21 protein-coding genes and 1 tRNA gene are annotated in these 25112 nt (G+C 68.4%); 1 reads left to right on the forward strand and 21 read right to left on the reverse strand.

Features of this window, described 5'->3' with window-relative positions; all coding sequences use genetic code 11:
* Positions 1 to 583: 583 nt before the first annotated feature.
* The 6 genes from KHZ24_09435 to KHZ24_09460 form a co-directional block, all read right to left on the reverse strand.
* Positions 584 to 2749 carry an NHLP bacteriocin export ABC transporter permease/ATPase subunit gene (locus KHZ24_09435; protein ID MBS5451410.1) on the reverse strand — a complete coding sequence of 722 codons (2166 nt, stop codon included), beginning with the start codon at positions 2747 to 2749 and terminating at the stop codon, positions 584 to 586.
* 9 nt (positions 2750 to 2758) lie between these two features.
* Positions 2759 to 4930, reverse strand: coding sequence for an NHLP family bacteriocin export ABC transporter peptidase/permease/ATPase subunit (locus KHZ24_09440; GenBank protein MBS5451411.1), 2172 nt, complete (start codon positions 4928 to 4930; stop codon positions 2759 to 2761).
* A gap of 54 nt (positions 4931 to 4984) precedes the next feature.
* Entirely contained in the window at positions 4985 to 5302 is a 318-nt protein-coding gene (locus KHZ24_09445) for a hypothetical protein (GenBank protein MBS5451412.1), read from the reverse strand.
* Positions 5303 to 5305: 3 nt separating this feature from the next.
* Entirely contained in the window at positions 5306 to 5599 is a 294-nt protein-coding gene (locus KHZ24_09450) for an STAS domain-containing protein (GenBank protein MBS5451413.1), read from the reverse strand.
* 168 nt (positions 5600 to 5767) lie between these two features.
* Complete coding sequence (locus KHZ24_09455) at positions 5768 to 5935, reverse strand: hypothetical protein (GenBank protein MBS5451414.1); 168 nt, start codon at positions 5933 to 5935, stop codon at positions 5768 to 5770.
* Between the two features lie 229 nt (positions 5936 to 6164).
* A complete protein-coding gene (locus KHZ24_09460) occupies positions 6165 to 8486 on the reverse strand; it encodes a SpoIIE family protein phosphatase (GenBank protein MBS5451415.1) in 2322 nt (773 codons plus the stop codon).
* A gap of 274 nt (positions 8487 to 8760) precedes the next feature.
* Between KHZ24_09460 and KHZ24_09465 the strand changes: the two genes are divergently transcribed.
* Positions 8761 to 8837, forward strand: a tRNA-Arg gene (locus KHZ24_09465).
* A 265-nt stretch (positions 8838 to 9102) separates the two neighbouring features.
* Here the strand turns inward: KHZ24_09465 and KHZ24_09470 are convergent.
* From KHZ24_09470 to KHZ24_09540, 15 genes are all read right to left on the reverse strand, one after another.
* On the reverse strand, positions 9103 to 9363 hold the full coding sequence (locus KHZ24_09470; protein MBS5451416.1) for a hypothetical protein: 261 nt from the start codon (positions 9361 to 9363) through the stop codon (positions 9103 to 9105).
* A 53-nt stretch (positions 9364 to 9416) separates the two neighbouring features.
* Complete coding sequence (locus KHZ24_09475; protein MBS5451417.1) at positions 9417 to 10322, reverse strand: hypothetical protein; 906 nt, start codon at positions 10320 to 10322, stop codon at positions 9417 to 9419.
* Positions 10319 to 11368, reverse strand: a complete 1050-nt coding sequence (locus KHZ24_09480) for a copper transporter (protein MBS5451418.1) — start codon at positions 11366 to 11368, stop codon at positions 10319 to 10321. Before KHZ24_09480 ends, KHZ24_09475 begins: the two co-directional genes overlap by 4 nt.
* 34 nt (positions 11369 to 11402) lie before the next feature.
* The gene (locus KHZ24_09485; GenBank protein MBS5451419.1) at positions 11403 to 12533 is read right to left on the reverse strand and encodes a hypothetical protein; all 1131 of its coding nucleotides are present in this window, start codon (positions 12531 to 12533) and stop codon (positions 11403 to 11405) included.
* A gap of 9 nt (positions 12534 to 12542) precedes the next feature.
* Positions 12543 to 14216 carry a DNA repair protein RecN gene (gene recN / locus KHZ24_09490; protein ID MBS5451420.1) on the reverse strand — a complete coding sequence of 558 codons (1674 nt, stop codon included), beginning with the start codon at positions 14214 to 14216 and terminating at the stop codon, positions 12543 to 12545.
* Between the two features lie 18 nt (positions 14217 to 14234).
* Positions 14235 to 15086 carry an NAD(+)/NADH kinase gene (locus KHZ24_09495; GenBank protein MBS5451421.1) on the reverse strand — a complete coding sequence of 284 codons (852 nt, stop codon included), beginning with the start codon at positions 15084 to 15086 and terminating at the stop codon, positions 14235 to 14237.
* 18 nt (positions 15087 to 15104) lie between these two features.
* Complete coding sequence (locus KHZ24_09500) at positions 15105 to 15935, reverse strand: TlyA family RNA methyltransferase (GenBank protein MBS5451422.1); 831 nt, start codon at positions 15933 to 15935, stop codon at positions 15105 to 15107.
* A gap of 11 nt (positions 15936 to 15946) precedes the next feature.
* Positions 15947 to 17824 carry a 1-deoxy-D-xylulose-5-phosphate synthase gene (dxs, locus tag KHZ24_09505; GenBank protein MBS5451423.1) on the reverse strand — a complete coding sequence of 626 codons (1878 nt, stop codon included), beginning with the start codon at positions 17822 to 17824 and terminating at the stop codon, positions 15947 to 15949.
* 14 nt (positions 17825 to 17838) lie between these two features.
* Positions 17839 to 18132: an exodeoxyribonuclease VII small subunit gene (locus KHZ24_09510; protein ID MBS5451424.1), complete on the reverse strand. Its 294-nt coding sequence runs from the start codon at positions 18130 to 18132 to the stop codon at positions 17839 to 17841.
* On the reverse strand, positions 18125 to 18703 hold the full coding sequence (gene nusB, locus KHZ24_09515; GenBank protein MBS5451425.1) for a transcription antitermination factor NusB: 579 nt from the start codon (positions 18701 to 18703) through the stop codon (positions 18125 to 18127). Before nusB ends, KHZ24_09510 begins: the two co-directional genes overlap by 8 nt.
* A 3-nt stretch (positions 18704 to 18706) precedes the next feature.
* Entirely contained in the window at positions 18707 to 19069 is a 363-nt protein-coding gene (locus KHZ24_09520) for an Asp23/Gls24 family envelope stress response protein (GenBank protein ID MBS5451426.1), read from the reverse strand.
* Between the two features lie 9 nt (positions 19070 to 19078).
* Positions 19079 to 20434: an acetyl-CoA carboxylase biotin carboxylase subunit gene (gene accC / locus KHZ24_09525; protein MBS5451427.1), complete on the reverse strand. Its 1356-nt coding sequence runs from the start codon at positions 20432 to 20434 to the stop codon at positions 19079 to 19081.
* A gap of 3 nt (positions 20435 to 20437) precedes the next feature.
* On the reverse strand, positions 20438 to 22333 hold the full coding sequence (gene accB, locus KHZ24_09530) for an acetyl-CoA carboxylase biotin carboxyl carrier protein (GenBank protein ID MBS5451428.1): 1896 nt from the start codon (positions 22331 to 22333) through the stop codon (positions 20438 to 20440).
* A gap of 175 nt (positions 22334 to 22508) precedes the next feature.
* Positions 22509 to 23603, reverse strand: a complete 1095-nt coding sequence (locus KHZ24_09535) for a glycosyltransferase family 2 protein (GenBank protein MBS5451429.1) — start codon at positions 23601 to 23603, stop codon at positions 22509 to 22511.
* A 35-nt stretch (positions 23604 to 23638) separates the two neighbouring features.
* Entirely contained in the window at positions 23639 to 25057 is a 1419-nt protein-coding gene (locus KHZ24_09540) for a hypothetical protein (GenBank protein ID MBS5451430.1), read from the reverse strand.
* Positions 25058 to 25112: the final 55 nt, after the last annotated feature.

Here is a 25112-nt window from a genome sequence, read left to right on the forward strand (position 1 = left end):
CATGTTCCTCGTGATGGTCATCGGCATCATGATCGACAAGAAGCGCTCGGATCGCTAAACGAACTCGCATGCTCTCACGCCCGCGCAAACCCCCGGGGATGCGCGGGCGTTTTTCTTCTTTGGCACGCGTACGGGCAGGGCCTGGGGCCCGGCTGGATCCTGCCGGCAGTTTGGACATCGTGCCCGGGTTCGAGCCCGCCCGCCGGTCAAATCCTGCGGTTGTGCGAGGTTCTGCAAAACCGGGTGCTGGAAATGGGCGCAAATCACGGTGATGCGAGGTTTGCGTCGTTTTTTTTCGTGCGAGGCGGGGAAGGCGCGAAACGCGTGGTCCTCCTACCTGCGGGTTTCTCAAAGCCACCCGCACGTGCGCCATGCAGTCGAGCCTGCAAACCCAGCACAACCGCAATCCGCGCCCATTTACAGCCAGCTTTTTTACAAGACCTCGCATAACCGCAAAATGCGCCCGGGGTTGGGGCAAAACGCGCCCAGAGCTGGGGCTCGAGCGGAGCCAGACGACACCTGGCGAGCATCGGCTAGGGGCAGGCCCGAGCCCCGGGAAGCCTTGCGACTAATCCGGGGCGCTTTACACCTGCTGGCGGGCAACGAGCTCACTGAAGATGCCGCCCTGCGCCATGAGCTCGTCGTACGTGCCGTCCTCGGCGATGCGCCCCCCGTCGAGCACGAGGATGCGGTCGCACTCGCGGATGGTCGACAGTCGGTGGGCGATGGCGATGCGTGTGCAGCGCAGGCTCGCCAGTGACTCGGACACGATGCGCTGACACACGTTGTCCAGGGCGCTCGTGGCCTCGTCGAACATCAGGATCTTCGGCTTGGCGGCGATGGCGCGCGCGATCATCAGGCGCTGGCGCTGACCGCCCGACAGGCCGCCCGCTCCCTCGGAAATGATGGTCTGCATGCCCATCGGCATAGCGCGAATGTCGTCGGCGATGCCCGCGAGCTCGGCCGCCGCCCACGCGTCGTCGAGCGTGAGCCACGGAGCCGACACGACGATGTTCGAGTAGATGTCGCCCGCGAAAAGCTTACCGTCCTGCAGTACGACGCCGATGTTGCGCCGCAGCCCTCGCAGGTCGAGCGTCGATAGGTCGCGCCCGTCGTAGTACACGGCGCCCGTCTGGGGCTCCTCGAAGCCGAGAAGCAGCCTGAGCAGCGTCGACTTGCCGCAGCCCGTGCGCCCAACGACTCCGACGTACTGGCCGGGACGGATCTTGAACGAGAGGTCCTTCAAGATGGGCGGGCGCCCCTCACCGTACGAGAACGTCACGTGGTCCATCTCGATGCCGCCCGTCACGCGCCCCACGGCGTGACGGCGCTCCGACAGCTCGGGCACCTCCTCGAGCAGGGGGCGCGCCATGTCGAGGTACGGCCTGATGGCCATGCCCTGCGCCGCCGCGGCGCCCAGCGACATCAGAGCGCCCGACACCATGCCGTACGCCGTCGTGAAAGCCATGTAGTCCGCCACGGACACGCCCTGGCTCACGGCCGTCCAGTAGATCCACAGCGTTCCCGCCAGCGACACGGCCACCTGCAGCGCCGCGCCGTAACGCACGAGCACGGGACCGCGATACGTGAGGCGCACCTCGTTCTTGTAGATGTCGGCCCAGCGGGAGTACGCGCGGCTCTCCGCACCTGCGAGGCGAATCTTCTGCATGCCGCCGATGAGCGCGTACTCCCAGCCACTGCGCTTCGAGCGCCACTCGAGCAGCTCGCCCATCATGCGCGCCTGGGCCAGCGCGATGGCGACGAGCACGCCGACCGTTGCCAGCGTCGCCACGAGCGCCGGGCCCACGAGTGCCGGCGAGATCGTCAGGATCTGGAAGATGTACACGACGGAGAACGTCGCTGTAAGGCCGGCACCGAGTATGACGCTCTGCAGTGTGTCGGATATGGCCTGCACGCACGCGATGCGCGTGGCCAGGGCACCGGCGGAGTACTTCTTGAAGAAGCCCGTGGGCAGCTGCAGCACGCGCATCATGACGGCAGCGGACAGCGCCACGGACACGCGCGTCTGGATGCGTGAGATGAGCAGCGACTTCACGACGCCGATGACGATCTGGGCAAACGTGACGCACAACAGCACGACGGCCACGGGCGCCACGAGCGACGCGTTGCCCGACGCCACGAGTGGGCCGAAGATGACCTGGTTGAGCGCGGGCAGAACGAGGCCGATGAGCGAGACGGCCAGGGCAGCGACCGCGACCATGATCCAGTCGCGCCGGTCGACGGAGCGCGCCAGAAACGCGAGGATGTCACGCACGCCGAGCTCGTGCGCCGGCAGCGGGCGATAGAACAGCAGAGCATGGCGCCGCAGCCCGGCGGTGTCGTCGGAGCCCAGGGGCACGACTTTGCCCGTCGCGTGGTCGTGGCAGGCGTAGCCGCGCGCGCCGTGGGGCAGCAGCGCCACGGGCGTGCCGTCGTCGCGCGTGCCGAGGATGACGCCTGCCGCCTCGCGCGACCAGCCCGGCGTCAGGCTCACCTCGCGGTACATGATGCCGAGCGGGCGCACCTGGGCATCAATGACGTCGGCAAGCGCCGTCGTGCCCTGAGGCGCCTCCTGGGGACGCGCCCCGAAGTACGCCAGCACGTCCGCCACGGCATCCGTCGTCGCGCGGCTGGCGTCGTGGGCGCCGGAAAAGCCGGTCAGTGCCTCGGTGAGGTCGGCAATGCTCGACTCGACGCCCTCGCGGTCGCTCTTGAGGCGCTCTTGAATCTGGCTGTCAAACCATCCCATGGGGCACCCCTATTCCTGCGTGACGAGCGAGGCGTACAGCCCGCCCTGCGCCATGAGCTCGTCGTGCGTGCCGCGCTGAACGATGTTGCCGCGGTCGAGCACGATGATCTGGTCACAGTCGCGAATGGTGGACAGGCGGTGTGCCACGACGACGAGTGTGATGCCGCGCCGGCGGATCCTCTGCATGACCTCATGCTCCGTCACGGCGTCAAGCGCGCTCGTCGCCTCGTCGAGAACGAGAATCGTCGGGTCGGTCGCCAGTGCGCGGGCGATCTCGAGGCGTTGGCGCTGGCCGCCGCTCATGTCCGTTCCACCCGCGGCGAGCTTGCCGGCATAGCCGCCCGGCCGCGCCATGATGTCGTCGTGGATCTTCGCGTCGCGCGCCGCGAGTATGACCTCGTAGTCCTCGATAGAGCTGTCCCACAGACTGATGTTCTCGTCGATGGATCCCTCGAACAGAACGATATCCTGGTCGACGACGGCCACCGAGCCCGTGCGCACAGGGTGTGGGATATCGGGCAGCGGTGTTCCGTCGAGCAGAACCTCGCCCTCCCACGGGCGGTACAGACCCGTAAGCAGCTTGGCGATCGTCGACTTGCCGCAGCCGGACGGCCCGACGAACGCGACGCTTGAGCCGGCGGCAACATGCAGGTCAAACCCCTGGACAAGCGGTCGCGCAAGGCGGGAGTAGCCGAACGTCACGCCGCGCATGTCAACCTCGCCGCGCAGCTTCTCGTAGGACTCGTGCGCCTGCTGGGTGCCCGCGGAATCTTCAGCTCCCCGCTCGGCGCCGCCCGCCAGCGGGTCCTCCGCGTAGTCCATGACGTCCTGGATGCGCTCCATGTCGGTGCGCATCTCGTAGAACGACTGCATCGTCTCGATGAGGGACTGGGCAGGCGCGGCAAACTGCGCGAGGAAGCCCTGGAATGCCAGGATCATGCCGATGCTGAACTGGCCCTGCAGCACGAGCCACACGCCGACCATGAGCACGGCGACGTTGGACGCGCCCGACACGACCTGTGGCACGGTGCCCAGGTAGGCGTTGAGGCGCGCGTAGCTAACCTCCTGGTTGTTCGCGCCCGCCTGGTAGCCGCTCCAGCGCTGGAAGTAGCCGTCCTCGGCACCCGACGCCCGGATGGTCTCCACCATGTCGATACCGGCGACCGTCGCCGCGCTGAGGCTGGCCTGGTCGCGCATCTGGACGCGCACGATGTTGACGCGCTTCTGCGAGATGACGCGCGCCAAAACGAGGTTGGCGACCGTCGCCGTGATGCCGATGGCCGCGAGCAGCGGCGAGTAGCTCACCATGACGACGAGGTAGAACACGAGCATGACGAAGTTGATGGCGAGGGGCGCCAGCTTGCCGATGAGGCGTGACGCAACCTGCGTGTTCGAGGCGGCGCGCGCCTGGATGTCACCGGCGGAGCGCTGCGAGTAGAACTCGATGGGCAGGTGCAGCAGCTTCCACAGGAAGCTCGAGTTGGCGGAGACGGCCATCTTGCCCTCGACACGCAGCAGGTAGCGGGCGTTGAGGATGGCGACGATGACCTGGACGACGCCGACAGCCGCCAGCGCCACGATAAACGGCACGAGCCATCCGTCGTTGCTGCCTCCGAGCAGCTTGTCGGTGAGCACCTGCGAGAACACGGGGTTGACAGCGTTGATGACCGACGTGATGACCGACGTCAGCGCCACGAACGCCAGAGCCGTCGCCGTGCCGCGCAGTCGGCCGAGCGCGAACGATCGCACCGACGCGGGCTCTCCGCCCGGCTCGAAAGCATCCGTGGGGGCGAACTGCAGGCAGACGCCCGTAAAGCAGCGGTCAAACTCCTCGAGGCCTATGCGCACTTCGCCGCGGGCCGGGTCGTTGAGGTAGACGTGCTTGCCACGAAACCCGCGCACGACGACGAAGTGGTTGAAGTTCCAGTGCACGATGCAGGGAAACGTCGCCTTCTCGCGCAGCGTCTCGGGCTCGAAGCGATAACCCTTCGCCTCAAAGCCGTACGAGCGCGCCGCCTTGACGACGTTGAGCGCCGAAGAGCCGTCGCGCGAGACGCCGCAGTCGAGACGCACCTGCTCCAGTGGCAGCCACTTGCCCCAGTAGGCGCAAATCATTGCAAGGCTCGCGGCGCCGCACTCGAGCGCTTCCATCTGCATGATCTGGGGGATCTTGCCGGCCATCTTTCCGGGCTCCCCCGGGGAACGTCTCGCCTTCGCCATGGCTCTCACCCGCACTTATCGGCCGAGGAACAGGGCAGAGGGGCTGTCCGAACTCACGGTGATCTCCGCCTGGTACGTGCCGTCGGAGACGCCCCCGACCTGCCCGGTGATCTGCCCGTTCTCAACGGTGATCGTCGCGGGCTGCGTCGAGGGGACGCGCCCGAGGAACAGCCAGATGACGGCCGCCAGCGCAAGCAGGACGATGGCGATGAGCACCATCCAAGCGCCGGGGCTCGACACGCGGATGTACTGGTCAAGCTGATCAGGCGACGACACGCGGTCGAGGCTCTTCTTACGGAATATGGAAGCAGGGCCGCCGTCTGTGTCAGCCATGTGCTACCTCACTTCGAACAGCGTCGAGAAACCGGTTATCTCGAGCACCTCGCGAATCTCGTCGGAGGCGTGTTCGATGGCGACGCCCTGACCTCCCAAGCGCTTAAACGCCATCATGAGCACGCGCAAGCCGGCAGATGAGACATACTCGAGGCCGTCAAAGTCAAACGTGATGGCGCTCGCCTGCGAAAAGACGCCCTCGAGCGCCTGCTCGAGCTGGGGCGCCGTGTTCGTGTTGAGCGAGCCGCGCACGCTGACCAGGGCGCACGTGCCGTCCATGTTCACCGCTACGTCCATGCAGCCTCCTCGTTGTGGTGCTCCGGGCGCTTGCGATGGCCGACGCCTCGGATCGTGTGGTGCGCGACATGAGAAAAAGGGCATCGCCCCGCGCGCTCAGGCGACGAGGCGATGCCCTGCAGCCCGCGCCCGCAGCAGTCGCGGGAAAGCGGGCTGAACAGCGAGATGCTAGCTGTTGCGCAGGTTAGGCAGGTAGCCCTTGATGCCAATGCCGCCCACGACCTGGCCGAGCTGTCGGTCGGTCAGCTTGCGGGGCTCCTCGACACCCTCGCGCAGGCGCTTCTGCTCAACGGCGCGCTGAGCCTGCTGCTCTCGACGGCCTTCCGCTTCCTTCATGGGGGCCTCCTTTCGCCATTCCCTGCTCGAGGCGCCGCCTCTCGTCCGGTTCCACAGGCCAAACGTCCTGCCTGCCTCGGAGGAGGGCTCGCCTCTTCTCTTCACTGTCATCATACCCGAACAACTGCAACGAAAAAGCAACACCGACGGCATCCCTGCCAAAATGTGCGGCGCCGGGCTTCGCGCGGTATGAACGCGCGCTATGGCGGGCCGGCCGCGCGAGTTTTCCCTACACGAAGTCCTTCGCCATGCGTAGCACGTTGTCGCCACCGTCGCGTTCGTAGAGCACGGACTGCATGCACGTCCGCACGAGGTGGATGCCCAATCCGCCTACCGGGCCGTCTGGCGTCGGCATGCGCGTCGCGTGCTCGAGCGGGTTGTACGCGACGCCGCCGTCTCGCATCGTCAAGAACAGTCGCCGCGCCCGCTCGTCGACGGCAAGCGACACACGCACCGGGAACGCGTCGCCTGCCGGGCTGCCGTAGTGACAGACGTTGACGAACAGCTCCTCCGCCACAAGGCGCAGGTCAAACGAGAGCTTCGCCGTCGCGAGGTTCCGCGCCACGAGGTCGTCGGTCACAGGCTTGAGGAAGGCGAACAGGTCGTCGAGGAAGCGATCCTCGTTGGGTAGGTCTATCTCGCGCAGGGGCAGGTCCCACGAGACGCCGACGAGCGTGATGTCGTCTGCCTGGGGCGCTCCATCGACAAACGCGTCGATGCGCGAGACAACGGCCTCGATGGCGGCCCCCATGCGCGAGAGGCCGGCCTCGGGCGCGGCCTCTGCGAGGCTACCCGCGTCGCAGGTGGCAAGCGCCTCGGCAAGACGGGCCTCGCCGAACAGGGCCGCCGAGCCGTCAGCCGCCTCCGTCACCCCGTCCGTGTACAGCATGATCTCGTCGCCGGGCGTCAGCGACAGTTCCGCCTGCGCGTAGGGCATGCCCGCCATGGCACCGAGCACGAGACCGGGTCGCGCGCGCAGGTACGTCCGCACGCCCCCGCGGCGCAGCGAGGGCGGGTTGTGCCCGGCGTTGGCATAGCGCAGCCGGCCCGACGACACGTCAAGCGCGCAGACGAACGCCGTCACGAACAGCATGGCGTCGTTGCGCTCCACAAGGCCGTCGTTTGCGGCAGCGAGGGCCTCGCCCAGGTCGTCGTGGGCGAGCATGCACGCGCGGATGAGCCCCTGCGCGCGCATCATGAACAGCGAGGCAGGGACACCCTTGCCCGACACGTCGCCCACGACGAACGCGACCTCACCCTCGCGCAGCTCGAACACGTCATAGAAGTCGCCGCCTACCTCGCGCGCCGGACGAAGGAAGCCGCTCACGTCCAGACCATAGCGCTCGCGCAGCGCGGAGAAGTCGTGCGGCACGGCGGAGAGCTGAATCTCACGCGCGATGTCGAGCTCCGCGGCCGTACGCTCGCGCTCGGCAGCCGCCGCCTCGAAGCGCTCCACGTAGCTCACCAGGCCCGCCTGCATGGCGTTGACCGAGCCCACGAGGTCGCCGATCTCCGCCGCTGGGCGCAAGGCCCGCTCGTCGACGGGAAGGGCCTGCAGCTCGCCGCCGTGCTCCTCGCGCGCCGCAAGCTCGCCCATGAATGCCGTCGCCGAGGCGCGCAGGGCCATGACCGGCCGGGAGACGCGCCGCTCGACGATGCCCACGACGACGACCATGAACAGCAGGCCCGCGACCGTGAACTCCAGAACGACGAGGTAGCTCGAGCTGATGAAGTAGCCCCAGTCTTGCAGCGTCGCCAACGAGCCGTCCACGAGATAGGGTCCGTAGGCGATGGCGAAGAAGCCGACGATGACGGCAGCCATGAGTACGAGGAACAGCGCGACGACAAGCTCGCCCAGCGTGCGGCCGCGACGCCACCCCAGCACGAGGGCGCAGGGCAGGCCGACGTAGCAGCCGAAGACAAACGAGTTGAGGAACCACACGAGCGGGGCGCCGACACCGGAAAACTCCGCCGGCCCGAACGCCGAGAGGGTGAGCGCCGCAAAGCCCGCGTCCACCAGGACGAGCGCGACGTAGAGCGCCACCTTGCCCGCCGTGTCAAAGCGCGGGCGCACCCCGCCTTCAAGGCCGTGCGAGTCCTGGGGCGCGGCGGCGCCACGCCCCGACGAGTTTGAGGGAAGCCTGCGGCGGACGGCGGGGGCGATGCGGCCTGCGACAAGGCGCCACAGCAGGCGTGGGATGGCGAGGTAGACGACCTGAGCCAGCGCAAACAGCACGGCCGGGCCGATCGGCATGCCGCCGAGCAGCGCCCCCGCCAGAGAGGCAACGGAGCAGCCCACGATCGCGGGGGCCCCGAAGAACAGGCCAAGCGCAGGCCCGAGGCCATCGGCCGGGCGCACGAGCGTCTCCCGCGTGAACAGCGGCGTCAACGAGAACAACACGACGAGCGCCAGGTAGGCGGCGCCGCACGAAAACGCCGTGAGAAGAGGGCGGGCGACGGCCGCATCCGGAGCGGGCGACTTGGCAGCGAGAGGCTCGCGAGGAACGGCGTCACCGCCGTGCGGCGTGCCCCCTGATTCCAAAGAAGCCATGGGCGACCCCCTGCCGTTGCAGGCGCGCGCCAACCCCTTCGCAGACGCGCGCATCCGCCGATACGCCTCCCTTATACCATGGAACGGCCGGAGAGCGTGCCGCGCTGCCAGCAAGAGAGCTGCGGCGTCGCTCGGAGCGTCGAGCGCGGCGCGAGGCGTCACGAACGCACGGGAACCACGATGACCTGTCTGTACGTGGGATGGCGCAGGGAGTAGCATCTGGTGCGAAAGCGCGTCGGTCGGTATAATTGCACCCTGCTGTGCAGCACCACACGCCTCCTTAGCTCAGCTGGATAGAGCAGGGGACTTCTAATCCCAAGGTCGAGCGTTCGAATCGCTCAGGGGGCACCATCTGAAACTCGAAGGCCAGAACGGCACGTGCCGCCTGGCCTTCTTCGTGTGACGCCGTCTTAGCACCTTTGTGCAAAACAAGTCCTAGGGATGACAGCGGCACACCAGCGCGAAGCTCTCGCCTTGTGCTTCTTTGGTATACCGCATTGGGCCACGGCGCAATGCCCCCCGAGGAGTATAATAGCGGTACCAGCGTGCCCGCGGCGAATTAACCTGGGGCGGGCGGCGCGGTGTTTATTTTAGGGCTGAGGCTGCAACCTCAGCCCTACTTGTTTTCGGAAGCCTTCTCGCTGGCCTCCTCCCGAGCCTCCCGTACGTGCGAATTCCTCCCCTTGCGAAGCTTGAGTATCTTCTCGCAGGTTTCCAGAAGGAAGCCTGCGACGGTCGCGACCGCCGCGAGGGCGTTGAGGATTTGTGTGACCAAGGCGAACACCCCCAATCGCTTGGAAGCGCCGCCCGCAGCCGGGACGCCGCTGGCACCGCACTTGATTCTACAAGGCCCTACGAACAGGCCGACCACCGACACGGCACGCGACGAAACCTCCCCAAGTGAGGCGGTTCGTCGTCGTGCTGCTGACGTTAGTCGCGCGGGCGGCCGAGGCGGTCGAGCCAGCGCAGGGGTGCGGTTCGCTCGATGAGCGCCGAGTAGCTCACGCGCTCCGAGGCCACGTTTGCCGCGAGCAGCAGGGCCGCGACGACAACCTGCCCGGCTAGGGGCATTGACGCCGCGACAATGAATCCCAGGTACGCACCCATGGCGTTCGACCCGGCATCTCCCATGAGCCCCTGCTCACGCGCGTCGTAGGGCCACACGGCCACCACGGGCGCAAGCGACAAAATGGCGACGCCCGCCACGGACACGGCCCCCCTGGCGCTCGCCGCTAGCCCCGCCAGCACGGCGCAGGACACGAGCAGCAACAGCACGTACACCTTGAGCGCACGGGCGGGGCGCAGGTCGAACAGGTTTATCTCGTTGGCGAACAGCGCCATGACGGAGGCGCGCAGCACCAGGCCGCCGACATAGGAGGGCGTCATCGCTGGCTCGCCGGAGATCTGCGCCGCAACGACGAGGCTCAGAGCGCCGATGCCCAACAACTTGAGCATGCCGGTCGTGACCTCCCCGCGACGCAGGGCCGCGACGTGCCCGCGAAAGCCCTTGGCGGGATCGCCCGACCCGGCGAGGTCGTCGAACATCCCGAGAGCGCACGCGCCGAATACGAGCGGGGCGGCCTTGACCAGCGTCCCGATCCACGCAGGGCGCCACGCGAACGCCATGTCGAGTACGGCGGCGCCCACCATCAACGAGGCCATCCAGACGACCCAGACAACGCCTAGCCCCGTGAACACCTCGCGCCCGCGGTAGTTGCGCACGCGCGGCGCCGTATGCGCGAGGCGCGCGGCAAGCATGCGCATGAGCGCTATCGGGACGGCGATGCCCGTGACGGCGAGTATGGCGAGCTGGGCAAGTACGACAGCGGGGCTCACGATGTCGCCTGCGCCCGGGCGGCCGCATCAGCAGAGGCAGAGAGATCTCCCTCCCGGAAAGCGCTCGCCACATCATCGGGGACGGACGGCCAGGGGTCGCGCCCCTCCACGCCGTACGCACCCGGAACGGCACCCGAGAGCAGCGCGACGACGCCGTAGGCGCCCGCCGCCTCGTCGACAGCGGCCATACCCGAGACGCCGTGCGCCCAGGCGTCCTGCACGAGCGAGGCCTCCGAATCGGACAGCTGCGTCGCGACGGCCGGAACGCCGCGCTCCGTCAGCGCGGCTGTCAGCGCCAGCGAGAGCGGGGCGGCACCATCGCGCTCGACGGCGACGTCCACGACGAGGGAGCACGAGGCCAGCTCAGCGTCGGAAGAGGACGTCGCGAGCACGCCGCACGAACGCAGGTAGTCCGTCAGGGGGAACGTCGCCCCGTCGGAGATTTGGCTCTCGCCCGCCCCAGATGCCGCCTGCGCAGAACGATCCCCAAGCTGCGTCGAAGCGGCATCGGAAACCTCCGAGCCCGCGTGGCTCGAACCATCCCGCCCTGCCGTCGCGCCCCACTCCGCCGCGAGCGCCTCCCCCAGCATGTCGGCCAGCTCGGCGCGGCCCTCGGGCACGTCCCCGGGCAGCAGGCCGGAAAGACCTGCCCGCACGTCAGCGTAGGAGGAGTCGTCGGTATCCGGCAACGCGAGCGTCACCGCATGCACCGTCGCCCCTGCCGCGCCCAGCACGTTCGTGACGCGCGCCACGCACTCTGCCGACCCGGCGTCCCCCAACACGAGGGCGTCACGCTCCGCGAGTCGCCCGGATGTCCATGCTCCCACGAGGGCGTCGTTGAGCTGCCCGGCCTCGCGAGCCTGCGCGGACAGGGCGTCGTTCTCGTCCTGCAGCACATCGAGGCTGTCGCGCAGACCGCTCACGAGAGAATCTGTCGTGGCCTGGACGGCGTTGGAGCGGCCAATTGCCACGCCAAGCAGAAGGCCAATCGCCAGCGCAACGAATATGGCCGTGACGGTCACGATGTGGTAGCGCAGGTTATACATCGCACAAGCCCCCTCCCGGCCGCACGGACGCTCCCTAGAATAGCAGGTCGAGCTGGGCCCGCAGCGTCAGCCACAGCAGCGAGAGCGCCGAACGCAGCGGCTCGGACGCCGCTATCGCCACGACGGCAACGGCCAGCCCCGCCAAAACGACGGGCATGAGGTGACGCGGCCGCGGGGCGGCCCGGTACAGCCGGCTCACGCCGCGCGCATCCACGAGCTTGTCCCCGACTTTCAGGCGCACAAGAAACGAGGACGACGCCCCGCTTCGTCCCTTGTCGAGATAGTCATTCAGGCTCGTGTGCGACCCGACGGCCACGATGAGGTCGGCGCGCCCGTGCCAGGCCAGCAGAAGCGCGAGATCCTCGCTCGTACAAGGCAGCGCCCACGTGGAGTACGCCAGCCCCAGCCTGTCGAGGCGTGCCGCGGCCGGGCACCGCCCGTCCCCATAGGCGTGCGCGATGAGCTGGGCACCGCAGCGAAGGCCCGCGTCGGACACCGAGTCCATGTCGCCGATGATGACGTCAGGCACGACCTTCTCGCGCAGCAGGACGTCGGCGGCGCCGTCGACGGCGATGATGGCCGGCCTCGTCTCGGCGATGTAGCTGCGCAGGGCCTTGAGATCCTCCTCGAACGACGGCCCGCGCGTCACGACGAGCGTCTGTCGGCCCGCGATCTGGTCGCGCGTCTGCGGCACCTCCATGTCGGAGAGCAGCACGGTGTGCTCGCGCGAGACGTAGTCGAGCGTATTGCGCACGAACGCCTCGAGGCGCTCGTCGAGACACGCGTCCGCGTCACGCAGCGCCCGTTCAACACTAGCACGCGTCAGCACGGTCCCCGCACCGATCGTCTGCCCGCCGCGCAGCACGACGCCGTCTGCGGTCACGGTGACGTGCTCGTCCTCGGAGAGCTCGTCGAACAGGGCACGCCCCGCGTCGTCGACGAGCATGACGCCGGCGTCGAGCAGGATGGCGGGGCCCTGGTTGGGGTAGCGTCCCGAGATGGAGCGCGCAGCGTTGATGACGACGCGCACGCCGGTCGCCACGAGCGCCTGGGCGCTCACGCGATCGAGGTCGACGTGGTCGATGAGGGCGATGTCCCCGGGGACGAGCCGCGCCACGAGGTTCTTTGTGCGCGCGTCCTTCTTGACGACGCCGACGTGCTCCACAGAAATGCCCTATGCCCGGGAGGGGACAGGCGCCGCTTCGGCGGAGGCCTGCGCGAGCAGGCGACGTGCGTGCTCGAGCGAGGCGTCGTCGACGTCGCCCGAAAGCATGCGTGACACCTCCCGCACGCGCTGCTCGCCCTCGACGGCGACGAGGCGCGTTTCGTTGCGCCCGTCGACCGGGGACAGGCCCTTGCTTACGACATAGTGGCGCTGGGCAAACACGGCGATCTGCGCGAGGTGCGTCACGACGATGACCTGGTGTGTCCGCGCAAGGTCTGCCAGCACGGCCGCCACGGCACGCGCCGTCGAGCCACCGACGCCCGTGTCTATCTCGTCGAACACGAGCGTTTCGACGTCGTCGTGGCCGCCCAGCGCCACCTTGATGGAGAGCATGACGCGGCTGACCTCGCCGCCCGAGGCGATCTTGGCGAACGGACGCGACGCGAGGCCGGCACCTGGCCGGTAGAGGAACTCGACGCGGTCGGCGCCGTGGCGGCCCCATTGGGCGCGCGGCAGCTCCGCCACGTCGACGATGAGCTCGGCGCCCGCCATCTCGAGGCGACCCATCTGGGCGCTGACCTCAGCCGCAAAGCGCGGGGCCGCCTGACTGCGCGCCTGCGTGAGCGCCGCGGCAGCCTGCGTGAGCACCTCGTCGGCCTGGTCGAGGGCGGCGCGGGCTTTGCGCTCGAGCTCCTCGGAGTCGTCGACGAGCGCGACGAGGGCGGCAGCCTCCTCGCGCTTCGCAAGCACGTCCTCCATGCGCGGGCCAAACGAGCGCAGCAGACCCGTCAGCTCGCCCATGCGATCGGTCGCCCGGGCAAGCGCCTCGGGGTCGAAGTCGACGTCGTCGCGATAGCGCCGCAGCTCGCGGCTCGCGTCCTCGAGGCCGTACGTGCTCTCCGTCAGGGCGTCGGCCAGCTTGCCCAGCTCTGCGTCGTATCCACGGACGCCCTCGAGCGCCGAGATGGCAGCGTTCACGGCGTCGAGCGCCCCGCCGTCGGACGAGAGCGCCTCGTAGCCCGCGTTGGCCGCCGATGCCAGTGCCTCGGCGTTCTGCAAGCGAGGCAGCGACGCCTCAAGCTCCTCGTACTCGCCCGGTTGGGGCGCCACCTCGTCGATGCGCGCCAGCGTGAAGCGGGCCTCCTCGACACGCGACGCCTCCTCGCTGCGGGCGGCGAGCACGCGGTCGAGCTCGGCGGCTGCGCGTCTGCGGGCGTCAAACGCCTGCTCGTAGGAGGCGCGCGCCGCTGCAACGGACTCGCCGGCCCACGCGTCGAGCAGCGGAAGGTGATTGGCCGGGCTCAGCAGGCGCTGGTGGTCGTGCTGGCCGCAGAGGTCGACCGTCGAGCCCACGACATCGGCGAGCTGCGCCACCGTCGCCATGGCGCCGTCAAGCGAGCAGCGGCTGCGGCCCTCGGCGCTCACACGGCGGCTGGCAACGTGGCCGTCGGGACAGGCGTCGCCGTCGGCGCGCAGGAAGAAGCGGCCCTCCACGACGAGCCCCTCGGCCCCGTCGCGCACGGCGTCGCCCGAGGCGCGCTCGCCGATGAGCAGCTTAATGGCCGAGAGCAGCGCCGACTTGCCGGCGCCGGTCTCGCCGGTCAGCACGGTGAGGCCGGCACCCGGCACGAGCGTGGCGTCGCTGATGAGCGCGAGGTTCGAGACGTGCAGTTCGTCAAGCATCGGGCCCTCCCCCAGCCGCTAGCGGCACGCGCCGTAGAACACGCGCGACACGGAGCCGTAAAACTCGTTGACGTCGTTCGTAAGCAGGATGACGTCAGCCGGAGCGCGGCGCACGACGAGCCGCTCGACGAGTAGGTCGTCGGCCAGAGCCACGCCGTCGGCGAACACGCAGCGATCGATGGAGCGCGCATCTGTCACGTCGAGCTCGACGACGTCCGACGCCGACGTGAGGAACGCGCGCGCCGTGATGGTGTGCGGGGCGATCGGCACGCACACCATGCCCTTGAACTCCGGCGTCACGATGGGGCCGCCGGCCGACAGCGCGTAGCCGGTCGACCCGGTGGCGCTGGCCACGACGAAGCCGTCGCCGCGCAGATCATCGATGGCGCGACCGTTCACCTTGACGTCGAACTCCACGATCTTGCCCGAGCCCCCGCGCGACAGCACGACCTCGTTGAGCGCGAACGCCTGGCGCTGCACGAGCCTGCCGCCTGCATCCGCACCGCTCAGCTCGGCGACGAGGGCCGCGCGGCGCGAGGGGTGCAGCTCGCCCGCCAACGCCTGGCCCACGATGCCGCACACGTCCAGCTCGCCCTGGTCGCACGTCAGAAAGCCGAGGTGACCGTAGGAAAGGCCGAGAATCGGAACCTCGGACGTACCAACGAGGCGCGCCGCGCGCAACAGCGTGCCGTCGCCGCCGAGCGAGACGACGAGCTCGACGCCCTCGAGCGCCTCGCCCGCGTCATCAGAGCCGAACGATGGTGCCCACGCGACGTCGACAAGCTGGTCGTCGAGCCAGTCCGCCAGGCGACGGGCGTCTGCCATGGACTCGGGATAGAGGTCGTTGGGAACGAGCATGACCTTACGCATCGATCACGAACCTTTCAGCTATGCCTGGGCGCGCAACGCGCCCGAATCGCTGGCGCTCCCCCACGCCTGCGCGACGAGGGCGTCGACGTCGACGGGCAGGGCGGAAACGCCCTGGCGCGCGTAGAGGAAGAACTCGATGTTGCCTTTGGCGCCGTGGATCGGCGAGACGCCCAGGGCCTGCACGGAAAGCGTGCTGCGATCGAACGTCGCGAGCGTGTCGCGCAGGACGCGGGCGTGCACGGCGGGGTCGCGAACGACGCCGCCCTCGTCCACCTCGTCGCGCGCCGCCTCGAACTGCGGCTTGACGAGCGTGCACAGCGCACCCTGCGGGCCAAGCAGGGCACACACGCTGTCGAGGATGCGCGCGACGGACGTGAACGAGACGTCGGCAACCGCAAGGTCGAACGGAGCGCCGAGCAGGGCGGGATCGGCGTCACAGATGTTCGTGTCCTCAAAGAGGCTGACACGCTCATCAGTGCGAAGCGACCAGGCGAACTGGGCGCGACCCACGTCGACGGCCGCGACGCGGCGGGCTCCGCGCTTGAGCAGACAGTCCGTAAAGCCGCCCGTCGAGCAGCCCACATCGAGGCAGGAGAGGTCCGTCGGGTCGAGGCCGAACGCGTCGAGTGCGCCCTCGAGCTTGAGGCCACCGCGCGATACGTAGCGGCTCGCGGCACGCACGTGCAGCTCGCAGCCCGGCCTCACCTGAGCGCCCGGGCTTGTGAGCCGCTCACCGCGCGAGGAGACCTCGCCGGCGAGCACGGCGCGCATCGCCTCGTCGCGCGTGCGGAACAGACCTTGCGCCACCAGCTCGTCATCGAGCCGGCGCCGCGTGCGCGCCCCCGCCATTCGACCGCCCCCTACGCCCTCGCCGCGCGCAGGCGCGTCTCGATGCTCTTGGCCACACCCTCGGCGTCCAGCCCCAGGTCGGCGAGCAGCTCGTCGACGGAGCCGTGTGGCACAAACGCGTCGGGAAGGCCGAGGCGCAGCACGGGAGCTGACAACCCCTCGTCAGCCATGTCCTCGAGCACGGCGGCGCCGAAGCCGCCGGCAAGCACGTTATCCTCGAGCGTCACGACGAGGTCGCAGCCGCACGCGTCACGCACGGCGGAGCGGTCGAGCGGCTTGACCCAGCGCATGTCGACGACGCCGCAATCGATGCCGCATGCCACCAGCAGCTCGGCGGCCTCCAGCGCCGTCCACGCCATCTTGCCGACAGCCAGGATGCACGCGTCTCTGCCCTCGCGCAGCACGCGGGCACTCTCAGGCAGCCCCTCACCGGCAGCGGGCATGGGAACGCCGCGGGCAGAGCCGCGCGGGTAGCGCACCGCGACGGGCCCGCCAAGGCGCAGCGCCGTGTGCAGCGCGCGAGCGAGCTCCGCCTCGTCCGAGGGAGCGATGACGCGCATGTTGGGCAGCATGCGCAGGTAAGACAGGTCAAAGGCGCCGTGGTGCGTCGAGCCGTCCTGACCGACGAGCCCGGCGCGGTCCACGGCGAGCACGACAGGCAGGTTCGGCAGACAGACGTTCGTCGAGATCTCGTCGAACGCGCGCTGCAAAAACGTCGAGTAGATGGCGACGACCGGCTTCTTGCCCTCGATTGCCAGGCCGCCCGCCATCGTGACGGCGCACTCCTCCGCGATGCCCACGTCAAAGCAGCGGCCCGGGAACTCCTGCTTGAAGCCCGTGAGCCCCGTGCCGCCCATCATGGCGGCCGTGATGGCGACGACATCCTTGTCGGCCCGCGCCTCGGAGCGCAGCGCCTGCGAAAACGCTTGCGTATAGCTAGGGGCGGACGCCGGCTTCTTGATGACCTCGCCCGTGGTGAGGTCGAACGGCCCAACGCCGTGGAACAGCTCGGGGTTGCGCTCGGCCGGCTCGAAGCCCTTACCCTTGCGCGTGACGGCATGGATGATGACGGGCTTGCCCATGGAGAACGCCCGCTCCATCGTCTCCTGCATGACGTCGAGGTCGTGCCCGTCGATAGGCCCGAGGTAGGACAGGCCGAACTCCTCGAAGAACATGCCAGGGACGAGCAGCTGCTTCGTCGAGGCCTTAGCGAGGTTGCCCAGGCGCATGAGACCCGCCGCGATGGGGCCAGCGCTCGTCATCGCCTCCTCGACGGAGTCGCGCACGGTGCGGTAGCGCTCGTTCGTACGGATGGAAGCGAGGTAGGACGACAGGGCACCCACGGAATGCGAGATGGACATCTCGTTGTCGTTGAGCACGATGACGAAGCGTCGCGCCTGCGTCTGGCCGATGTAGTTGAGTGCCTCCATGGCGAGGCCACCAGCGATGGAGGCGTCGCCGATAACGGCCATGATGCGCTCGTCGGAACCGTCAAGGTCGCGGCCGAGCGCGAGGCCCAGTGCCGTGGCAAGGCTGTCGGAGGCGTGGCCGGCGTCGTGCACGTCGTAGGGAGACTCCTCGCGGCGCGTAAAGCCCGAGACGCCGCCCTTGCGACGCAGCTTGGCAAAGCCGCTCAGGCGGCCCGTAAGCAGCTTGTGGGCGTACGCCTGGTGGCCGACGTCGAACAGCAGCTTGTCTTTGGGCAGGTCGAGCACGCGATAGGCGGCCAGGATGATCTCGACCGCGCCGAGCGACGGCGCCAGGTGGCCGCCGTTGAGCGACGTGGCCGCGATCATCTCGGCCCGCAAGTCGCAGGCAAGCTGGGAAAGCTCCGCCCGGGAGAGATTCTTGACGTCGGAGGGGCAGCCGATCCGCTCAAGCACTGACATCTCGCTCGCACCTCCTAGCTGATAGCGTCCGACCCCGTGTGCGTATCACCGGGCGTCCCCGTCGCGGGGGCCGGGGTCGGGCCGTCGGCGACCTGTGCGGCGTCAGCAGGAGCGGCGTCAGCCTGCGCCAGCTCCTCGGGAGAGACGTCTGCCGCGTCGACGAGCTCTATTGCGCGCGACCCGAGGGCTATGGCCTCGTCAAGCAGGTCGAGACTGCGCTCGAGCGAGGCATCCTTGCTGCGCACTGCCTCGACGATCTCGTCGAGACGGCCCACGACCTCGCTGAACGACTGTCCCTCGCTACTCATCGGCATGCGCACCCTTCTCGGCAGGCACATCGGCCTGCGCGGCCTCGGGAGCGGCGTCGCCCTCGAGCGGCGCCTCATCGGCCGTCTCCGGGGCAGCAGGCGCCTCCTCGACGGGGGCGACGAGCTTAGCGATCTGCGCCAGGCCGAGGTCAGGGTGCTCGTCTGCGAGGCGGGCGACGCGGCCGAGCACGCCGTTCACGAACGAGGAGGAGTCATCCGTGCCGTACACCTTCGAGATCTCGACAGCCTCGGAGATGGCGACGGAGGTCGGCACCTCGTCCTCGTCAAATATCTCGTGGACTGCGACGCTCATGATGGTGCGGTCGACGAGCGGCATGCGCGACAGGTTCCAGTTCTGCGACACGCCGGCGATGAGGCGGTCGATGGACAGCCTCGTGCGGGCGACGCCGCGCGCCAGCTGCTCGCCATACTCGTCGAGCGGGCCGTCTTCCAACACGTACTGGCCGCTGGCAAGCAGATCAAACACGTCGACCGCCTGGATCTCGGCCTGGAACAGCAGCTGGATGGCCTGACTACGGGCACGGGTGCGCCCCACGAGAATGCTTGACACGAACTACTCCTTCGGAAAGACGAGGGCGTCGATGAACACATCGACCGAGCTGACGTCGATGCCGACAAGACCGGAGACGGCCTCCGAGACCGCCGTACGGACGTCGTCGGCCAGGGCCCGGAAAGGATAGCCGAAAAACGCCGTCACGTGCACGGCGACCTGCAGCTCCCCATCGACACGGCGCACGCCGACAGCGGGCACCTGCAGCGGGCGCTTCTCAGAGAGGAACGACGTGAGCATGGAGTTCACGCCCGCAGGGATGCCGACGTAGGCGACCCCGTCGACTTTCTCGGCGGCGATGCGAACGACGGAGTCGAACACGCGCGTCGAGATGCTCAGCCCCTCGAGCTCGATCTCGGTATCCATGGCAGCCTCCTACTTCAGGAACTCGGGCAGGTGTTCGGGGATGAAGTCAGTGTACACCTCGCCCGCGCGGAAGGCCTCCTGGGCAATGGCGGCGCGATGGAACGGGATCGTCGTCTTGATGCCCTCGACGACCATCTCCGCAAGCGCGCGATCAGCGCGGGCGAGCGCCTCTGCGCGGTCGCGACCCCAGACGATGACCTTCGCAACGAGAGAGTCGTACGTCGGCGGCACCTTGTAGCCCTGGTAGGCGTGCGTGTCGACGCGCACGCCAGGGCCACCGGGCAGCACGAGCCGCGTGATGGTGCCCGGGCAGGGGCGGAAGCCGTGCTCGGGGTCCTCAGCGTTGATGCGGAACTCAAACGCGTGCCCGATGGGCGAGAACGGAGCGCGGTCGGCGATGGACATCGGCTCGCCGGCGGCAATGCGGATCTGCTCCTTGACGAGGTCCGTCAGCGTGATCTGCTCCGTGACGGGATGCTCCACCTGGATGCGGGTGTTCATCTCCATGAAGTAGAAGCTGCCGTCCTGGTCGAGCAGGAACTCGATCGTGCCGGCGTTGACGTAGCCCACCTCGCGCACGGCGGCGACGGCGGCGTCGCACATGCGCTGGCGCAGCTCGGGGCTCAGCGCGGGGCTCGGGGCCTCCTCGATGAGCTTCTGGTGGCGGCGCTGCACGGAGCAGTCGCGCTCGCACAGGGCGATGGCGTTGCCGTGCGTATCGGCGAGCACCTGCACCTCGACGTGACGCGGGCGGCGCACAAGACGTTCGATGTAGACCTCGCCGTTGCCGAACGCGACTTCAGCCTCGCTCTTTGCGGCCGTGAACGCGTGCTCGAGCTCGTCGGCTGAGAAGCACTCGCGCATGCCCTTGCCGCCACCGCCAGCCGACGCCTTGATGAGCACGGGGAAGCCGATCTCGTCGCAGACGCGGCGGGCGTCCTCGACGGTGCGAACCTCGCCGTCGCTGCCAGGAACGCAGGGAACCCCGGCAGCACGCATGGTCTGCTTCGCGTTGGACTTCTCGCCCATGCGGTCGATGACCTCGGCGGACGGGCCGATGAACACAACGTCGTTCTCGGCGCAGGCCCGCGCGAAGTCGGCGTTCTCCGACAGGAAGCCATAGCCGGGGTGGACGGCCTCGCAGTGGCGCGAGTTGGCGGCGCCGATAATGGCCGGGATGGACAGGTAGCTCTGGGCGCTGGGGGCCGGGCCGATGCAGACGCACTCGTCGGCCTCCTGTACGGCGCGCGTGTCCTTATCGGCCTGGGAGTATGCCACGACGGACGTGACGCCCAGCTCGCGCAGGGCGCGCACGACACGCAGAGCCACCTCGCCTCGGTTGGCAACGAGCACGCGGGAGAACATCTGCTAGGCCCCCTGCTTCGTCATGCCGGGCTTCTCGGCGGCGGCGTTGGACTCAACGGGCTCGACGTAGAACAGCGGCTGGTCGAACTCGACAGCCTGGGCATTCTCGCAGCAGACCTCGCGCACGACGCACATGGACTCGGCCGTGATCTCGTTCATGAGCTTCATGGCCTCGACGATGCACAGCGTGCTGCCCGCCATGACCTCGTCGCCCACCTTGACGAACGCAGGCTTGTCAGGCGCCGGGGCGGCGTAGTACGTGCCGACCATCGGGCTCTTGACGGCCACCCACGACGCAGGGCGATCGCCGGCGGGCGCCGCAGCCGGGACAGCGACCGGAGCCGCAGCAGGAGCGGCTGCCACGACGGGCGCAGTGGCCGCGGGGGCGCCGGCAACGCCGGGCTTGCGGATCGTGACCTCGCTGCCAGCCTCCTTGATGGTGATCTCGCCGACGCCCGAGTCCTCGACGGCGCGGATGAGCTCGCGAATCTGGTTGATGTCCACGTAGTCCTCCTCTTTCGTGTGGCTGCTCTCGCCCTCGTACAGGAACTCGACTTTGTCGGCCGTGCGGTGTTTGGACAGATACGCCCGAGCCTCGTTGGGGAACAGGGCGTACATGAGCACGTCCTCCTCGCTCTTGGCCAGCGAGCCGATCTCGGCAGCGGCCTGGTCGAACGAGTCCGTCACGAGCGAGCCGGGCGCCACGTTCGCGGGCAGGCGGTCGGCGTCGCCCACGACCTTGGCGAGCACGTCGGGGTCGACGGGGCCGGGCGCCTTGCCGTACTTGCCGCAGAGGTAGTCCTTCATCTCGGCGGACACGACGCTCCAGCGCTTGCCCGTCAGCACGTTGAACACGGCCTGCGTGCCCACGATCTGGCTCATGGGCGTCACGAGCGGTGGGAAGCCTACCTCAGCGCGCACGCGCGGGATCTCCTCGACGACGTCCTGCAGGCGGTCGGAGGCGTGCTGGATCTCGAGCTGGCTCATGAGGTTGCTCATCATGCCGCCCGGGATCTGGTGCTTGTACACCTGCATGTGGATGAGGGTCGAGATGCCGCGCTTGTAGTGGCTGCGCTTGCGGACCTCTTCCCAGTAGTTGGCGATCTCGAAGAGCAGGTCGAGGTCGATGCCCGTGTCGTAGCCGCTCTCCTTGAACGCAGCGACGATCATCTCGACGGCGGGCTGGGAGTTGCCAAAGGCCAGAGGCGCGCTCGCCGTGTCGACGATGGCGGCGCCAGCCTCCGTGCCCTTGATGTAGTTGGCGGGCGCCATGCCGCCGACGTAGTGGCAGTGCAGGTGGATGGGCAGGTCCGTCGCCTCGCGCAGCGCCGTCGTGATGCGCGCGGCGCGATAGGGCGTCAGCAGGCCCGCCATGTCCTTGACGCAGATGGAGTCGGCGCCGAGGTTCTTGAGCGCGACGGCGTAGTCGATGTAGCTGTCAAGCGTGTGGACGGGGCTCACCGTGTAGCTGATGGCGCCCTCGAAGTGACCGCCGCATGCCTTGATGGCCGCCGCGCAGTCCTCGACGTTGCGAATGTCGTTGAGCGCGTCGAACACGCGGAACACGTCGACGCCGTTGCGGTGCGCCGCCGCGATGAAGCGGTTGACGATGTCGGTGGAGTACAGGTGGTAGCCGACGAGGTTCTGGCCGCGCAGCAGCATGGACAGCGGCGTCTGCGGGCAGTGCTTCTTGATGGCGCGCAGGCGCTCCCACGGGTTCTCGTCGAGGAAGCGCAGACAGGTGTCGAACGTCGCGCCGCCCCACGCCTCGATGGCCCAGTAGCCGACCTGGTCCATCTTCGGCAGGATGGGCAGCATGTCGCCGATGGTCATGCGCGTTGCCCACAGGGACTGCTGACCGTCCCTGATGGTGGTGTCCATAATGTGCAGCGGCTTCATACGGCACCTCCCGGTGTGCGGTTCTGTCAGGTTACGACGCGCGGGTCAGATAATGTTGCGCGTAGGTGTGCACTGTACTTCTCTTTATAGCCTGTCAGAGGGCCCGCGGCGCCCCTGTGACCCAAGCCCACGAGAACAGCGGAGCCGCCGCCCGTCCGCACAGCTGGGCGGTCGCTTACGACGGGCGGACGGCCCCCTCGCCGTTACCATAGCGCGCCGCCTTGAGGCGGGCGAACACGAGCGAGAAATTGCGCTTCACAAACGATATGAAGCGCCCCTCGACATATGCAACCCAGGGGTGCTGCATGCGGATGGGCCACAGCAGCCAGCGCACCGCCGTGCTGCGCGGGCGCGTGAGCCGGGCAGCCTCTATGGCGTGCGGCGTCGAGATGATGGCACGCACCTGCTCGCGCATCTGCCGGCGCGTCAGGCCCGAGTCGGGGCACGTGACGTTCTCGACGCAGCCGACGAGGCGCTCGGAGTAGCGGCGCATGATCATCTCGCGGCTGTCATCGTCGTGGACGTCCCAGTGCTCGTAGAGGTCGAGCATCCAGCGGTGCTCCTCCTCGCGCTTCTCGTACATGCCCTTGCGGTAGCGCGTCGTCTCGCTCTCCTCGCGCGCCCGGATGAAGTGGTAGTACGCCTGCTCCATGACGCCGACGCGCTCGACGTCGCGGATGACGGACAGCACGAACGGGAAGTCATCCCAGAACGTCTGCGGGAAGCGCAGGCCGTTGGCCTCGATGTAGTCGCGACGGTACAGCTTGTTCCACGGCGAGTAGAACTGGTTGACGTCGAACAGGCGCCACGCCTGCTCGCGGAACTGTCGCTGGCTCTCGAACACCTGCGAGGGCACGTGCAGGATCTGGCGCAGGAAGTTCGTGGGATCGTCGCCCGCATAGGTGTCGATGTAGAAGCCGGCGATGACGAGCTGCAGATCGTGGGCACTGCCCAGCGCGTACATCTCTTCGAGCATGTTCGGCTCGGCCCAGTCGTCGGCGTCGAGGAAGTACAGGTACTCGCCGCGCGCCTTGTCCATGGCCTCGTTGCGCGCAGAGGGAGCGCCCCCGTTGGAACGGTGGATGACGCTGATGCGCGCGTCGCGGGCAGCGTACTCGTCGCAGATCTCACCCGAGCGATCCGGCGAGCCGTCGTCGACGATGAGGAACTCGAAGTTGCCCAACGTCTGCGCGAGCACGCTTTCGATGGCGCGTCCAACGTAGGCCTCGACCTTGTAGACCGGCATGATGACGCTCACCTTGGGGCGCATGCTCCCCTGCGGCGTCGTGGCGCACGAACCGCCCATCATGCCGAGATCACCACGTTGCCGCGCCAGTCGCGCACGAACTCGCCGTTCTCGTCGTACTGTGAGCCGCGGGGGTTACCCCACTCGTCGAGAATGGGGTTGCCTGCCTCGTCGTACTGCGTGCCCACGAAGTTGCCGTGTTCGTCGTACTGCTGACCGTAGATGACGAGATAGCCGTTCTCAACGATGGGCTGACCGTCCTCACCGTAGATCGTGCCGGCGGGGTTGCCCTGCTCGTCGAGAATGGGGTTGCCCGCCTCGTCGTACTGCGTGCCGGCGGGATTGCCGTTCTCGTCGCGGATGAGCGTCGACCCGCCGTTCTCCACGGCGGCGCGGAACTGGTCGGACATGCCGTTCACGAGTTCCGTGCCCTCGCGCGGAGAGGTCGGGGCGTCGAAGCTCGTGATGTTCGACGGGCCGACGGCGGCGATCTTGCCGGCGAACTCGACGATCTGCTCGAGCGTGAAGCTCGAGCGCACGCGACCGAGTAGCCCCTGCGGGTCGACGCTCGACGCCTGGGCCGTGCCGTCCATGACGGCGGACAGCGCGTCGAAGTCGCTCTGGTCGAGCACGACGACCTCGTACAGGCGGATGCCGAACGCATCGTCGATGCCCTGCAGGGCTCGCGCCACGCCACGCTGCGTCAGCGCGTCGGCCAGCGAGATCATCGTCGAGTCGCTCGAGCTTGTGGCGACGGCGAGGTTGGCAGGCACCGTGATGCGCATCGCCGTCGTGACAGCCTTGTCCGTACGGTACAAGACGGCCTGGGACAGCGTGCCGATCGTCTCCTCGTCCGTCGGCGTCGACGTGACGAAGAACACGGTGTAGTAGCCGCCGTCGTTGGCCGGCGTCAACGACAGCGAGTTGTCGTAGTCAGACGTCCCCACGACGTCGAGCTGCTTGTCGTGGCGCGCCGTGCTCTGGGCGACGCCCCAGCTCGCAAGCGCGATGAGCGCAATGACGACCAGGGCGACAACACCGATGATCGCGCCGGTCAGCGGCGTCATGCGACGCTGGCGCACGAACATCTGGTGGCCGGAGGACAGGGAGAAGCGGCGCTGCCCCCGCGCGCCCGCCATCTCCGGCTGCATGCCGTCAGCGCGCACGACGCGGCGCGGGCCGCCCTTGATGACGACCGGCTTGGGGCCGCTGCGGCCGCGTGCGCGAACCGGGGCGACGTTGAGCGTGGCGGCCGCGTCGGGAGCGGTGCCAACCTCGTCGATGGAGGGCATGCGTCCTCCCGCTGCGCCTGAGGGCAGCGCGTCCGAGATGCCCGTACTCGCCGCATGGGGAGCCGGCGGCGGGACGTCCGCGCCGCCGGCCGAGGGGGGATCTCCGGCCGCCGCGGCGTCCAGGAGCTTCAGGAACTCCATCGTGTCGCCGGCCGAGCCCGCGCCGTTCGGTGTGCTTTCTGCCATCGCACGCTCTCTCTTCTTCGTATCGTCCAGCATGGCGCGCGTCATGCCAGCGGGG

The organism is Coriobacteriia bacterium, from assembly GCA_018368455.1.
GTDB lineage: Bacteria > Actinomycetota > Coriobacteriia > Coriobacteriales > UMGS124 > JAGZEG01.

Coding starts and splice junctions, on each gene's coding strand:
- KHZ24_09535 (MBS5451429.1), bottom strand. CDS start 23,603: ATGCGCCCCAAGGTGAGCGTCATCATGCCGGTCTACAAGGTCGAGGCC.
- KHZ24_09510 (MBS5451424.1), bottom strand. CDS start 18,132: ATGAGTAGCGAGGGACAGTCGTTCAGCGAGGTCGTGGGCCGTCTCGAC.
- KHZ24_09450 (MBS5451413.1), bottom strand. CDS start 5,599: ATGGACGTAGCGGTGAACATGGACGGCACGTGCGCCCTGGTCAGCGTG.
- KHZ24_09455 (MBS5451414.1), bottom strand. CDS start 5,935: ATGAAGGAAGCGGAAGGCCGTCGAGAGCAGCAGGCTCAGCGCGCCGTT.
- accC (MBS5451427.1), bottom strand. CDS start 20,434: ATGTTCTCCCGCGTGCTCGTTGCCAACCGAGGCGAGGTGGCTCTGCGT.
- accB (MBS5451428.1), bottom strand. CDS start 22,333: ATGAAGCCGCTGCACATTATGGACACCACCATCAGGGACGGTCAGCAG.
- recN (MBS5451420.1), bottom strand. CDS start 14,216: ATGCTTGACGAACTGCACGTCTCGAACCTCGCGCTCATCAGCGACGCC.
- KHZ24_09460 (MBS5451415.1), bottom strand. CDS start 8,486: ATGGCTTCTTTGGAATCAGGGGGCACGCCGCACGGCGGTGACGCCGTT.
- KHZ24_09540 (MBS5451430.1), bottom strand. CDS start 25,057: ATGGCAGAAAGCACACCGAACGGCGCGGGCTCGGCCGGCGACACGATG.
- KHZ24_09495 (MBS5451421.1), bottom strand. CDS start 15,086: ATGCGTAAGGTCATGCTCGTTCCCAACGACCTCTATCCCGAGTCCATG.
- KHZ24_09480 (MBS5451418.1), bottom strand. CDS start 11,368: ATGTATAACCTGCGCTACCACATCGTGACCGTCACGGCCATATTCGTT.
- KHZ24_09435 (MBS5451410.1), bottom strand. CDS start 2,749: ATGGGATGGTTTGACAGCCAGATTCAAGAGCGCCTCAAGAGCGACCGC.
- dxs (MBS5451423.1), bottom strand. CDS start 17,824: ATGTCAGTGCTTGAGCGGATCGGCTGCCCCTCCGACGTCAAGAATCTC.
- KHZ24_09440 (MBS5451411.1), bottom strand. CDS start 4,930: ATGGCCGGCAAGATCCCCCAGATCATGCAGATGGAAGCGCTCGAGTGC.
- KHZ24_09445 (MBS5451412.1), bottom strand. CDS start 5,302: ATGGCTGACACAGACGGCGGCCCTGCTTCCATATTCCGTAAGAAGAGC.
- KHZ24_09500 (MBS5451422.1), bottom strand. CDS start 15,935: ATGGCGGGGGCGCGCACGCGGCGCCGGCTCGATGACGAGCTGGTGGCG.
- KHZ24_09520 (MBS5451426.1), bottom strand. CDS start 19,069: ATGGATACCGAGATCGAGCTCGAGGGGCTGAGCATCTCGACGCGCGTG.